The organism is Vibrio sp. SCSIO 43097 (assembly GCF_023650755.1).
In the GTDB taxonomy this organism is placed as follows: domain Bacteria; phylum Pseudomonadota; class Gammaproteobacteria; order Enterobacterales; family Vibrionaceae; genus Vibrio; species Vibrio alginolyticus.
Genome location: NZ_CP071841.1, coordinates 1,706,178 through 1,718,669 on the forward strand (window position 1 = coordinate 1,706,178; position 12,492 = coordinate 1,718,669).

General features: G+C 45.4%; 12 protein-coding genes. 4 read left to right on the plus strand and 8 right to left on the minus strand.

Annotated features, from left to right (window positions below):
- Positions 1-178: 178 nt before the first annotated feature.
- Positions 179-1,711, minus strand: coding sequence for a nitric oxide reductase transcriptional regulator NorR (gene norR / locus J4N40_RS24030; RefSeq protein ID WP_171345499.1), 1,533 nt, complete (start codon positions 1,709-1,711; stop codon positions 179-181).
- A gap of 190 nt (positions 1,712-1,901) precedes the next feature.
- Between norR and norV the strand changes: the two genes are divergently transcribed.
- The 4 genes from norV to J4N40_RS24050 all read left to right on the plus strand — a co-directional run bounded on the left by norV (position 1,902) and on the right by J4N40_RS24050 (position 6,007).
- Positions 1,902-3,404 carry an anaerobic nitric oxide reductase flavorubredoxin gene (gene norV, locus J4N40_RS24035; RefSeq protein WP_171345498.1) on the plus strand — a complete coding sequence of 501 codons (1,503 nt, stop codon included), beginning with the start codon at positions 1,902-1,904 and terminating at the stop codon, positions 3,402-3,404.
- 10 nt (positions 3,405-3,414) lie between these two features.
- Positions 3,415-4,563 carry an NADH:flavorubredoxin reductase NorW gene (norW, locus tag J4N40_RS24040; protein ID WP_250654568.1) on the plus strand — a complete coding sequence of 383 codons (1,149 nt, stop codon included), beginning with the start codon at positions 3,415-3,417 and terminating at the stop codon, positions 4,561-4,563.
- Between the two features lie 42 nt (positions 4,564-4,605).
- Positions 4,606-4,944 carry a TehB family protein gene (locus J4N40_RS24045; RefSeq protein WP_005375231.1) on the plus strand — a complete coding sequence of 113 codons (339 nt, stop codon included), beginning with the start codon at positions 4,606-4,608 and terminating at the stop codon, positions 4,942-4,944.
- A 184-nt stretch (positions 4,945-5,128) separates the two neighbouring features.
- Positions 5,129-6,007 carry an NAD(P)-dependent oxidoreductase gene (locus J4N40_RS24050; protein WP_005375233.1) on the plus strand — a complete coding sequence of 293 codons (879 nt, stop codon included), beginning with the start codon at positions 5,129-5,131 and terminating at the stop codon, positions 6,005-6,007.
- Between the two features lie 194 nt (positions 6,008-6,201).
- Here J4N40_RS24050 and katE2 read toward each other — a convergent pair whose 3' ends face one another.
- The 7 genes from katE2 to J4N40_RS24085 all read right to left on the minus strand — a co-directional run bounded on the left by katE2 (position 6,202) and on the right by J4N40_RS24085 (position 12,484).
- Positions 6,202-7,641, minus strand: a complete 1,440-nt coding sequence (gene katE2 / locus J4N40_RS24055; RefSeq protein ID WP_250654569.1) for a catalase KatE2 — start codon at positions 7,639-7,641, stop codon at positions 6,202-6,204.
- Between the two features lie 281 nt (positions 7,642-7,922).
- Positions 7,923-8,540, minus strand: a complete 618-nt coding sequence (locus J4N40_RS24060; protein WP_005375238.1) for a glutathione S-transferase family protein — start codon at positions 8,538-8,540, stop codon at positions 7,923-7,925.
- 14 nt (positions 8,541-8,554) lie between these two features.
- The gene (gene curA, locus J4N40_RS24065; protein WP_005375239.1) at positions 8,555-9,589 is read right to left on the minus strand and encodes an NADPH-dependent curcumin/dihydrocurcumin reductase; all 1,035 of its coding nucleotides are present in this window, start codon (positions 9,587-9,589) and stop codon (positions 8,555-8,557) included.
- A 151-nt stretch (positions 9,590-9,740) separates the two neighbouring features.
- Positions 9,741-10,340 (minus strand): TetR/AcrR family transcriptional regulator, encoded by a 600-nt coding sequence (locus J4N40_RS24070; protein WP_005385858.1) that lies wholly within the window; start codon positions 10,338-10,340, stop codon positions 9,741-9,743.
- 50 nt (positions 10,341-10,390) lie between these two features.
- On the minus strand, positions 10,391-10,711 hold the full coding sequence (gene yqfB, locus J4N40_RS24075; protein ID WP_005385855.1) for a N(4)-acetylcytidine aminohydrolase: 321 nt from the start codon (positions 10,709-10,711) through the stop codon (positions 10,391-10,393).
- A 67-nt stretch (positions 10,712-10,778) separates the two neighbouring features.
- Complete coding sequence (locus J4N40_RS24080) at positions 10,779-11,174, minus strand: VanZ family protein (RefSeq protein WP_033906760.1); 396 nt, start codon at positions 11,172-11,174, stop codon at positions 10,779-10,781.
- Between the two features lie 2 nt (positions 11,175-11,176).
- The gene (locus tag J4N40_RS24085; RefSeq protein ID WP_250654570.1) at positions 11,177-12,484 is read right to left on the minus strand and encodes an oligosaccharide flippase family protein; all 1,308 of its coding nucleotides are present in this window, start codon (positions 12,482-12,484) and stop codon (positions 11,177-11,179) included.
- Between the last annotated feature and the right edge of the window lie 8 nt (positions 12,485-12,492).

Sequence of the window (12,492 nt, forward strand, 5' to 3'; positions counted from 1 at the left end):
TTATTAAATCTGTGAGGTGGTTCAAGACAATAAAATTTAGAAGAAAATACCGTCAAACTTAGGTGGCTATTCTATCTGAGCACTCAGCTCACTACTTATGGTGGGCTGAGTGCGCGGTTGGGCATCAGGCACATTATTTGGCGATGAATATGCCATATTAGGTGATATTCGTTAGTGTCTATTTTATCCCTAGGCGTTTTGCTAACCGGTGTAAATTACCGTTATCTAATTCAAGCTGACGTGCAGTTGCTGCCCAGTTGCCTTGGTTTTCTTCCAGAGCTCGAACAATCATCGCTTTTTGGAAGGCATCTGTGGCAGGCTTTAATCCGCCTTCTGGTAACTCAAGCCGAGAGTTTTGTTCCGTTTCTTCAACGTTCTTGATGTTCTGATTCGGCGTTCTAATATCAAAATCTTGCTCAACCAACTCAATGTCTATGGCGTGAGTACGTGCTTTTGCCAAAACACCGGCACGTTTAATTACATGCTCAAGCTCTCGCACGTTGCCTGGCCATAAATAGTCTTTGAGTGCTTGTACTAAAGTGGGGGACAAACGAATGCTGTTCAATCCCAATTTGCTTCTTAAGCGTTCGGCAAAAAAGCCTGCGAGTAACACCACATCGTCTTCACGTTCACGAAGAGGTGGAACATGAAGCGGGAAGACGCTTAGACGATGATACAAGTCGGCTCGGAAGCGACCAGCAGTCACTTCTTCATGCAATACACGGTTGGTGGCGGCGACAATGCGTGTGCTGACTCGAATATGGCGGTCATCACCCACACGTTGAATGTCGCCGTATTGTAGGGCTCGAAGTAACTTGGCTTGCAGCTCTAACGACAGTTCGCCGACTTCATCCAAAAACAGTGTGCCGCCATCGGCTTGTTCGAACTTACCTTTACGATTGCTGATTGCGCCCGTAAATGCGCCTTTGATATGTCCGAACAACTCGCTTTCCGCGACTGATTCTGGCAGCGCCGCACAGTTGAGGTAAACCAAAGTATTGTTCGAGCGGCTAGAGCGATGGTGAATAGCGCTGGCAACTAACTCTTTACCCACGCCCGTTTCTCCCATCACTAGCACAGACAATTCCGTATCGGCGACGGCATCAATCTGCTCTTGAAGATTCTTCATCCCCTTAGAGTTGCCAATGATTTCATTACTTAAGGTGCGCTTCTCGGCGTAAGAGTCGCGTGGCAGGCTCGCTTGTGTCTCTAGCTGTTCTAGTAGGAGTGCAGTGTGCAAGCCACCTGCTGCCAATGCGCTGACAAAACGTAACTCTTGGTTGCGTAGCCCATCAAATTGGTTGGGGTCGAAGGCGTCAATCGTAATGGCACCAATCAGTTGATCGTCGATCAGCAGAGGTAAACCAATGCAGGAATGGACATGCAGTTTGTCATCGTGGTTAGGGATCAAACCATCGTATGGATCAGGTAAGTCGCTGTCAGAGGGAAAGCGCACGATATCGCCTGCTCGGGCAATGGCTTCTAATCTTGGGTGCTGCTCAATGGAGAAACGGCGTCCAAGCACTTCTTTCGCCAATCCATTGATCGCTAAAGGTTTAAAGTGCTGGTCTTCATACAAAAGAAGGGCTGAAGAGTCACACTTCAATACCTCTCGAATCGTGGTTAATAACGTATCGAAGCGAGCCTGTTGAGTGAGCGCCGAGTTAAGGTCTTGCGTGATGTGTAGCCATTGCGCGATTAAAGAAGTCATAGCCAATACCAATTATGTCAATATGACTATTGTAGTGTCTTAATGACAATTTTCAACTGTGTCTAAATGACACTTGTTAAGGTTGGGTTTTAATTAAGATGTTGAAATATATGGCAATTAAAAGTTGGCACGCCCAGTGCAATACAAGAAGAAATTATTTTTGTTTATCCCGTCATTCAAGGTAGTAATTATGACAATTCACGTAAAAAACAACATCCACTGGGTAGGTCAACGCGATTGGGAAGTTCAAGACTTCCACGGTACAGAATACAAAATGACAAAAGGTACCAGCTACAACAGTTATCTAATTCGTGAAGAGAAAACCGTATTGATTGATACGGTCGATCATCGATTCAGTCAACAATTCATCCAAAATTTAGAAATGGAAATCGACCTTAAGTCTATCGACTTTATTGTGGTAAACCATGCTGAAGAAGATCACTCAGGCGCATTGTCGGCATTGATGGAGAAGATTCCGAACACGCCAATTTACTGTACAGAAGCGGCGATTGATTCGATTGTGGGTCATCACCACCATCCTGAGTGGAACTTCAAAACCGTAAAAACGGGCGACAGCATCGATATTGGTAACGGTAAGCAATTGGTGTTCGTGGAAGCGCCGATGCTGCATTGGCCAGACAGCATGATGACTTACCTAACGGGCGATGCAGTGTTATTCAGTAACGACGCATTTGGTCAGCACTACTGCGATGAACGCTTATTCAATGATGAAGTGGATCAAAATGAGTTGATGGAACAGTGTTTGCGTTACTACTCAAACATCCTAACGCCATTCAGCAGCTTGGTAACCGCTAAAATCAAAGAAGTGCTGAGCTTTAATTTGCCTGTCGACATGATCGCAACATCACACGGTATTGTATGGCGCGATAATCCGGTTCAAATCATCGAGCAATACTTGGCATGGGCAGACAACTATCAAGAAGATCGCATTACGATTTTCTACGACTCTATGTCAAACAACACTCGAATGATGGCTGATGCCATTGCGCAAGGCATTCACGATGTCGACCCTGGCGTGGCGGTCAAAGTCTTTAATGTCTCTAAGCATGATAAGAATGAAATTCTCGCCAACGTATTCCGCTCAAAAGGCATCTTGGTTGGTTCGTCTACCATGAATAACGTCATGATGCCGAAGATCGCAGGCATGCTAGAAGAAATTACCGGTCTGCGCTTTAAGGCGAAGAAAGCCGCTGCATTCGGTAGCTACGGGTGGAATGGTGGCGCGGTGGATCGTATCCATGCTCGATTGACCGACGCAGGTTTTGAAACCGCAGTGAGCTTGAAAACCAAATGGCGACCAGATGGTAAAGCGATGCGTGAGTGTCGCGAACATGGTCAAAACATCGCGAAATTGTGGGCAAAGCATGACCTGACAAGTCCTGTTATTTCTCCGGCGATTGTGGCGTCTGCACCACAAGTTCAATCACAACCCGCTGCGCCAGCGACAACACAAGCTGTGATAGATGCTGCTCCTAATAACCCTACTACCGAGGCGCATCCCGCAGATTGTCAATGCATGGTGTGTACAGTTTGTAATTGGGTATACGACCCAGCTAAAGGTGAGCCTAATCAAGGCGTTGAACCGGGTACGGCATGGTCTGAAGTGCCAGATTACTTCTTGTGCCCAGAATGTCACTTGGGTAAAGACGTCTTTGTCGAATACAACGGGTAAGGGGGCGAATATGCAAGCACCTATTGTGATTATTGGTAGCGGCTTTGCGGCTTACCAATTGGTGAAAACAGTGCGTCGAATTGACGCACATATTCCGCTGCAAGTGTTTACTGCTGATGATGGCGCGGAATACAACAAGCCCGATTTGAGTCATGTATTCAGTAACAAGCAAACTGCCCGAGACTTGGTAGTTAAAAGTGGTGAGGCGTTTGCACAGGAACACAACATCGAACTGTTCGCCCATACCAAGGTTGAGCATGTCGACGTGCAAGCTCAGCAAGTGGTCGCCAACGGCCAAACCTATCCTTATTCCAAACTGGTGTTTGCGACAGGCGCGAAAGCCTTTGTGCCGCCAATATCTGGTGGTGCAGCACCTGAGGTGATAACGCTGAACTCGCTACAAGAATATCAATTAGCGGAAGAGCAAATTAGCCGCGCGGAACGAATTCTAGTAATGGGTGGTGGTTTGATCGGCGTCGAGATCGCCATGGATCTCGCAACCAGTGGTAAAGCGGTTACGGTGGTTGAGCCAAATTCCCGTTTGCTCGCTAACTTGATTCCTGAATTCGTCGCATTGCCGCTCGAAAACCAACTTAAGCAGCAAGGTATTCAACTTGCCTTGGAGACTGGTGTAGTTGCGATCAATCGTTCAGATGATTCGCTGGTGGCAAGCTTGAGCAAAGGTAAAGCAATCGAAGCCGATGTAGTGATTTCAGCGGCGGGTTTACGTGCTAACACTTGGTTAGCGAAGGCTTGTGGGTTGAGTGTCAATAAAGGCATCGAGGTAGATGCCCGATTACAGACATCAGCAGCCAATGTATTTGCATTAGGCGATTGCGCCGAGATCCAAGGTCGAATGATGCCTTATCTCCAACCGATCGTGCTAAGTGCCAATGTTTTAGGGAAACAACTACTGGAGCAAGAAGCAGAGCTGAAACTACCGCCTATGATGGTAAAGGTCAAAACGCCGAGCTACCCAATTCAATTGGCAGGCGATTTTAGCTCGGTGACGAACTGGAGCGTGCAGATTTCTCAAACTGGCATTGCCGCGAAAGCAGAAGATGAAAATAGCCGACTCATGGGCTTCGTCGTGACGGGAGAACAAGTTACGCAAGCATTTCCACTACTCCGAGAGTTGTCTCAAGCCGCTCAGGCTTAACCGATTTTAACGAAAAGAATTGTAATTAGAGAGGGTATCATTATGTCGCATCTAAGAATTCCTAAAGACTGGACTGTTCAACGTTCAACGCCTTTCTTCACTAAAGACAATGTGCCACCAGCGCTACTGACTCATCATAATACCGCTGAGGGAGTGTTTGGACAGCTGTGCGTCATGGAAGGGCAAGTGACTTACTACGGCTTTGCTGATGAAAATGCCACAGAAGCAGAAGTTGTGGTGGTGATTAATGCAGGCCAGTTTGCTACAAGCCCACCGCAGTACTGGCACCGCATTGAGATGAGCGATGATGCTCAGTTCAACATCAATTTCTGGTCGAACAAGGACAAAAGTGGGCAAGCGATGTTCCACGCTAAGCAGTAGTGAATCTTTGTAAGTGCTTTGACTGTTACGCTAATCGTCAAGTAAAGGGGTGTAGAAGGCGCAATAAACGGACTGCAATGCAGGATCATCGAGACCGAGGAAAGAGAAATCACGAGTAATGATTTCAATTCTTTAGTAGCATGTTACGAAACATTTCAGTCAGGTGAACTAAGGGAAGCGTGCAATGGAAAAACAACGAGTAGCATTTATTGGTCTGGGTGTGATGGGATACCCAATGGCTGGTTACCTAAGTAAAGCGGGCTTTGAAACCAAAGTATACAACCGCACAAAAGCGAAAGCCGACAAATGGGCTGAAGAATACCAAGGCGTAGCTTGTGAAACACCACGTGAAGCGGCAGAAGGCTGTGACATCGTTTTTACCTGTGTGGGTAATGATGATGACGTTCGTAGCGTTGTTTACGGTGAAGAAGGCATTCTGGTCGGTTTGAAAGCAGATGCAGTGTTAGTCGATCACACGACGACTTCTGCAGACCTAGCGGTTGAGCTGGCTGAAGCGTGTGCTAAGTATGGTAATCACTTCATTGATGCGCCAGTTTCTGGTGGTCAAGCGGGCGCAGAAAATGGTGTTCTAACCATCATGTGTGGTGGTGAACAAAGCATTTTTGACCGTGTGTCTCCGGCGATGGATGTGTACGCGAAGCAGATGACGCTACTGGGTGAAAACGGTCAGGGTCAACGCTGTAAGATGGTAAACCAAATCTGTATTGGAGGCGTTTTACAAGGTCTGAGTGAAGCTTTGTTGCTGGCACAAAAATCAGGCTTGGACATCGCTCAAGTTGTAGAAACGCTTAAGCATGGCGCTGCAGGTTCTTGGCAGATGGAAAACCGCGCAAATACAATGGCTGAAGACAAGTTCGATTTTGGCTTCGCTATTGATTGGATGCGCAAAGACTTAGGTTTCTGTCTGCAAGAAGCTGAGCGAGTGGGTCTAGAACTTCCACTGACTAAGAAAGTGGATGAGCAATACGCAGACCTTCAACGTGATGGTTTAGGTCGCATGGATACATCAGTACTGATCAAAGCGGTAGCTAAAAATCAGTAGTTGATGAATCAGTAATAGATAAACAGTTCTTTGGTATCAAAGAGCTTAAAGAAATCTAAGTTAATCATAATGAATCTCCTTGAGCATGGTTTGTGACTTGTGATTAAGGATTAGTGATTTGAAATCAGGAGGTGCTGTAGAGCACCTCCTTTTTTCGTCTTTAAATCACGCAGTGTAATGATTGCAGCGTTCGCTTACTTGTTTAAGCCTAGTGCAATTTCAAGACCTTTGCCGTACGCTTCGTCCGCTTGGTATGCGTGTTGAACGTGGCGCTGTTGGATGAACTCTGGCACACCGTCCATTGCGCGAGCTGTGTTATCGAACAGAGTTTGACGTTGCTCTTCGCTCATCAGACGGAATAGGTCACCCGCTTGGCTGAAGTAGTCTTCGTCTACACGATGATCGTAGTGATCAGCGTTGCCATTGATGCGCAGAGGTGGCTCAGAGTAATCTGGTTGCTCTGCCCATTCTTGTTTGTAGTTTGGCTCGTAACCCAGTGTTGAACCAAAGTTGCCATCAACGCGCATTGCGCCATCACGGTGGTAGCTGTGAACAGGGCAACGAGGTGCGTTCACTGGGATTTGATGGTGGTTCACACCTAGACGGTAACGCTGAGCATCGCCGTAAGCGAACAGACGACCTTGTAGCATCTTATCTGGAGAGAAGCCGATACCAGGTACAACTGCTGCTGGGTTAAACGCTGATTGCTCAACTTCTGCGTAGAAGTTTTCTGGGTTACGGTTCAGTTCGAACTCACCAACTGGGATCAGTGGGTAGTCTTTTTGAGACCATACACGTGTTAGGTCGAATGGGTTGAAGTTGACTTCATCCGCTTCTAGCTCAGGCATGATCTGTACGTACATCTTCCATTTAGGGAAGTCTTGACGCTCAATCGCTTCGTAAAGGTCACGGTGATGGCTTTCGCGGTCTTTACCTACGATTGCTTCTGCTTCTTGGTCAGTTAGGTTTTTGATGCCTTGCTGAGTTTTGAAGTGGAATTTCACCCAGTAACGCTCGTTTTCTGTGTTGATGAAGCTGAATGTGTGGCTACCAAAACCATGCATATGACGGTAAGACGCTGGGATACCACGGTCACTCATTACGATAGTCACTTGGTGGAATGCTTCTGGTAGTGATGTCCAGAAATCCCAGTTGTTGGTAGAGCTACGCATGTTAGTGCGAGGGTCGCGTTTTACTGCGTGGTTTAGGTCTGGGAATTTTAGTGGGTCACGTAGGAAGAATACTGGTGTGTTGTTACCAACCAAGTCCCAGTTACCTTCTTCAGTGTAGAATTTAAGTGCGAAACCACGGATGTCGCGTTCTGCGTCTGCTGCACCGCGCTCACCAGCTACGGTAGTGAAGCGAGCAAATAGTTCTGTTTTTTTGCCGATGTCAGAGAAGATTTTAGCGCGAGTGTATTTTGTGATGTCGTGCGTTACTGTGAACGTACCGTAAGCACCAGAACCTTTTGCGTGCATACGACGCTCAGGGATCACTTCGCGGTCAAAGTGTGCCAATTTTTCAAGGAACCAAACGTCTTGTAATAGTTGAGGGCCACGAGGACCTGCAGTCATAACGTTTTGGTTATGTGCGACAGGGCAACCTGCTGCTGTAGTCAATTTCTTGTTTGTCATTTTTCTTCCCCCTCCAGGGCTCAATACCTTAGAAACTGTAGAGGAGGTTATTACGGAAAAGCTGGGGGAGAAAACTGATATTGCTTATCAATTCAATAGATGGTGACTATGGTCGAAACTATATTAGAATCAGAAATTTACTACATTAGCTTGATTGACATAACAATCGACGTTCTCGAATGCGATTGACTGGGGGGAGCGCTATCCAGTTAGCGTGTCTGCGATGCTAGTAATATCGCCCCTTAAATGAAGTTTTACGTGTCATCAAAGGGGCGAAGTAATTAAGAGTACTTCACTTCAAGTTGTTCAGCTTTTGCAAATGCTGGGTGTGTCGCGAGCTGTTTCCCATAACGTTCAATATTAGGGAAGTGATTAACTAAACCAAACTTTTGAACCAATTCGACAATGAAAGACATCATGATGTCAGCGCCAGTCAGACGCTCTTCTACTAGGTAAGTTTTGCCTTCTAAGGATTGCTCGAAGTAGCCTAGTACATTCATTGCTTCCTTGTCGGCATAGCCTGATAAAAACTGAGTTTCATTTGGCTCTTTGCTTACGAAGATTTTTAGCAGCATAGGTAAAATTGCGGAGCTTTCTGCAAAGTGCATCCATTGCAAATATTCTGTGTGTGCTTTTGTACCGCGCTCAGGAGCAAAGGCTCCGTCACTGTATTTCTCAATCAAATATTCGGTCATTGCACCTGACTCAATGATAATCTCGCCGTTATCTTCAAGAACAGGTGACTTTCCTAATGGGTGAACACTTTTTAGTTCTGGCGGTGCCATGAAGGTCACGGAATCACGGACATAGGGTACAATCTCGTAATTTACATCTAGCTCTTCAAGTAACCAAATGATGCGCTTTGAACGAGACTGATTGAGGTGGTGAAGTTTAATCATTTACATATCCCTTTTTATAATGGGTCGTTAATCTGTACTACAAGCTTGCCGAAATTCTTACCTTCCAACAGACCGATGAATGCTTCTGGCGCATTATCCAGTCCTTGTACTAGATGTTCGCGGTATTGGATCTTTCCTTCTGCCAACCATTGATTAATATCTTGCGCAAATTCACCGTAACGATGTCCGTAATCATCAAAAATGATGAAGCCTTGCACCTTGATTCGTTTGGTCAGGAGCTTACCCATTAGTAATGGAAGATGGTCGGTACCTTCAGGCAGCTCTGTCGCGTTGTACTGAGAAATCAAACCACAAAGTGGGATACGCGCATTTGTATTCAGAAGTGGCATTACAGCCTCGAATACTTTGCCACCTACGTTTTCGAAGTAAACATCGATACCTTTGTCACAGGCATTTTTCAGTTGTTCTGCAAAGTCTTCAGCTTTGTGATCAATACACTCATCGAAACCAAGCACCTCTTTAGCGTAACGGCATTTTTCTTCTCCGCCTGCTATACCAACAACTCGGCAACCTTTGATTTTACCAATTTGACCAACTGTTGCGCCTACAGGCCCCGTAGCAGCTGCTACCACGATGGTTTCCCCTGGTTTTGGCTGACCAATGTCGAGTAAACCCATGTACGCGGTAAATCCTGGCATACCTGCAACGCCTAACGCGTAAGAAGGGTTTTGCGGTTCTTTACCAAGTTTAATGACCATCTCACCAGTTGAGATAGCGTAGTCTTGCCAGCCAACAGTGTAGGCAAGAACCCATTCACCTGCTTCGTAATCTGGGTGGTTTGATGTTTCTACCTGACAAACTGTACCACCGACCATTACGTCATCAATTGCAACAGGGTCAGCGTATGATTCGGCATCACTCATGCGACCACGCATGTATGGATCTAGAGATAAATAAACCGTTCTCAATAGCATTTCACCCTCTTTCGGAGTCGGTTTCGTTACCTCTTCTAAACGAAAGTTTTCTTGTGTCGGTGCACCATGGGGACGTGACGCGAGTACGATTCTGCGATTTGTTGCGTTAGTCATATCTATCTCACTTGTTGATTAGACCGGTCGTCTAGTATTTGTTTCAAAATATCCCGCTTATTTAAAGCGGGAAGGTTTACTGTGTTAACACTGACGCTTTTTCTGACAGTGAAACGTGTGTAGGGTGTTCATTCTGCTTCCACGCCGCCCGTTATGGGCAAGTGCGCGTATTCTGCAGTAAGTGTTGAGTATAGGTCAGACTTTGCGTCAATGCTGCCTGATCTTGATAAAGTTTGTTCAGCAAGCTAGCGCCATTCCAAAGGTAGTATATCTGCCTTGCTAATAACGCACTGTCACCATTGGGGATTGAGCCATCTTGAATGCCGATGTCAATGCAATCCGCTATCGCTTGAATGGTTTTGTCTGCTCCTTGGCGTAATGCCAAGCGCATTGACTCAGAGAGATCGGAGACTTCTGCACTTAACTTAACCAATAAACATTTGTTCGCATTACACACGTCGTCTTCTACTTTGACCATTTCTTCGAAATAGCTCATTAGGCGTTGGTAGCCACTCAGTTCAGTATTGGTAAAGCGTGCGTTTAAACGCTCAAAATACTTAGTAAAGTAGTCTTGAATCATCGCTTCACCAAATTGTTCTTTGGACTTGAAGTAATGATAAAACGAGCCTTTTGGCACTGCGGCCTTTTTTAATAGCTCTGAAAGACCAACACTCGTGAACCCTCGGTTTACGATCAACTCGTATCCGACGTCGAGAATATGTTGGCGTGTGTCATTCGTCTTTGCGTTCATAAAGTTTACTATAGGATGGATTAGACCAGTCGTCTAGTATTTGTTGTGGGTTATTTAATCAGCTCATACTCAATAACAAAGAGCGTGTCGGTATTTGGGTAGATTTCTCGAATTAACTGCTTGAGTTTTGGTAGTTCGATGGCTTCTTGTTCTGCATGAAACTCATTAATATCTTCAAAGTGAAGTGGTTCTACAGAACGTATCTTGATATCGCAGACTTTACGATCCGTTTCTAAGGTAAAAACTTCGACTTCTGTATTGGGAACGTAATGGCTTTCTGATTCATCTCGAATCGTTATCGTCTTTTTGCCTGACGTGATCAACGGGGTTAAGAATTCAAAAAAAGTAATCTTGGTTGGATGAGATGGCATGATGTACTCGTTAGTCTGGTTGTTTGGCGTAATTATATACCCAAATCCCCCAGAGATTCCTGTATTACTAGAACGATCGAGCGCGGATGAAGCGAATTAACTTGGCACTAAAGTAACCTGAGATAACGCCTATCCAGTTGGTGCTGAGATCATCAAAACTAAATGATCGATTTGGAATAAAAAGTTGGCTTATTTCTTCCATTGAAACGATAGCTAACAGCAGTAGCAAAAGACGAATCCCAAAAACGTCGGTTTTATTCGAGCTCACCAGAGAAGGGAACGTGAAGACCGATAAAAAGCCGATCAATAAACTGAAAGTAAAGTGAAGCGTACTTGATCCGCCTAAGTAGGTTTCCATTTGCAGGTAAGCAGTATGGTGTAGGTCAGAGCTTTTCCACAAAGAGAGTGAAGCGGTTAGCATCAGGACTAAAACAAAACTCGTGCGTGCCAGTATTAAAGCCATAATTAACCTATTGGAAAGAAGCCTAAGTAACGTTTTACAAAGTACAGTGCAGCTAAATTCTGGATAGCCATGCCAATTGCCATTGCCCACGCTGCACCAATCACACCAAACATTTGACAAAGCGTAACAAGTAGGCAGATGGACACCGTACCGGAGGAAATTGTAATGTATTTCATGGTTCTCTCATGACCACTCATTAATAATAAAAAACCTACTGAACCAGTCGCAACATTGACTAACTGCCCCAGAGAAAGGACGACTAATAGTGGTGCCGCGGCGAGAAACTCCTCACCAAAAAACTGCATTACAAACTCGGGGAAGAGGGTGCAAATAATTACGGGTACAATCGCTAAACCAACATTGGCTCGGCACGCCAAGCGGCTCAGGTTCTGCAGTTTGCGCATTTGACGCTCTTTGTAGAGAGAGGCAAACATCGGGGCGACCACAAAGTTAATGGTAATCAGCACAAAGCCAATCAGTAGTGATGTGCGTTGGGCTGCGGCTAACAAACCGATTTCCGCTGTTGAGATAAAAAAGCCCGCAATAACAAGGCTTCCCCATTGAAGAACATTCGTGAAGATACTGCCAACCCAGACTTGCTTGGCAGAAGCGGACATTTTTTTGTTTGGTACGAAAGCCGATGTTTGATATTGATCTGAGCCAAGCCAATTGGCACTAGATATGACCGCGACGCCTATGCTCGCTAAAAGCAGTGCGGTCATTAGATTGTTGATATTTTGCTGACCGATATAGTCTAGGGCAAAGACAAAAATGACCATCAACATGCTTACCCCAAGCTGCAACGCAAACAGAGATGATACGACTTTTCTACATGCTTGAAGCACCCGACTGTTGGTTTGCGCAAGCACCAAGAAAGGTATACAAAGCAAGCATAAAGTAATCGCATACATTGGTGATTGAGTCTGGTTTAGCTGTTCTGGAAACAGATTAAACCCTGCCAACAAAACGCCTATGGCGAGCAAGCAAAATGCCATACTTCGATACAGTGCGGTTTTATAGTTTTGGCTTTGTTCAAGCTTCTCTTTGTTATTAAAAGCGATCGCATTGTAACGAACTAACGAGACATCAAAACCTAGCTGAGAAACGATAGCGAGTAGCGAGACTAGGTTGAATAAAAAGAAAAATTGACCGGCCGTCGAAGCGTCACTGGTCTTCGATACAATCAGAGTCAGTAAAAAAGCAAATAGCGCACTCAACACACGCGTGATTGCGGTTTTTAATCCAGTAGATAACAAGCTTTTTGTACCGCTGGGCATCAACAGTAATTTTTGTTGAACAGTGTGAAACATAGGGGCAT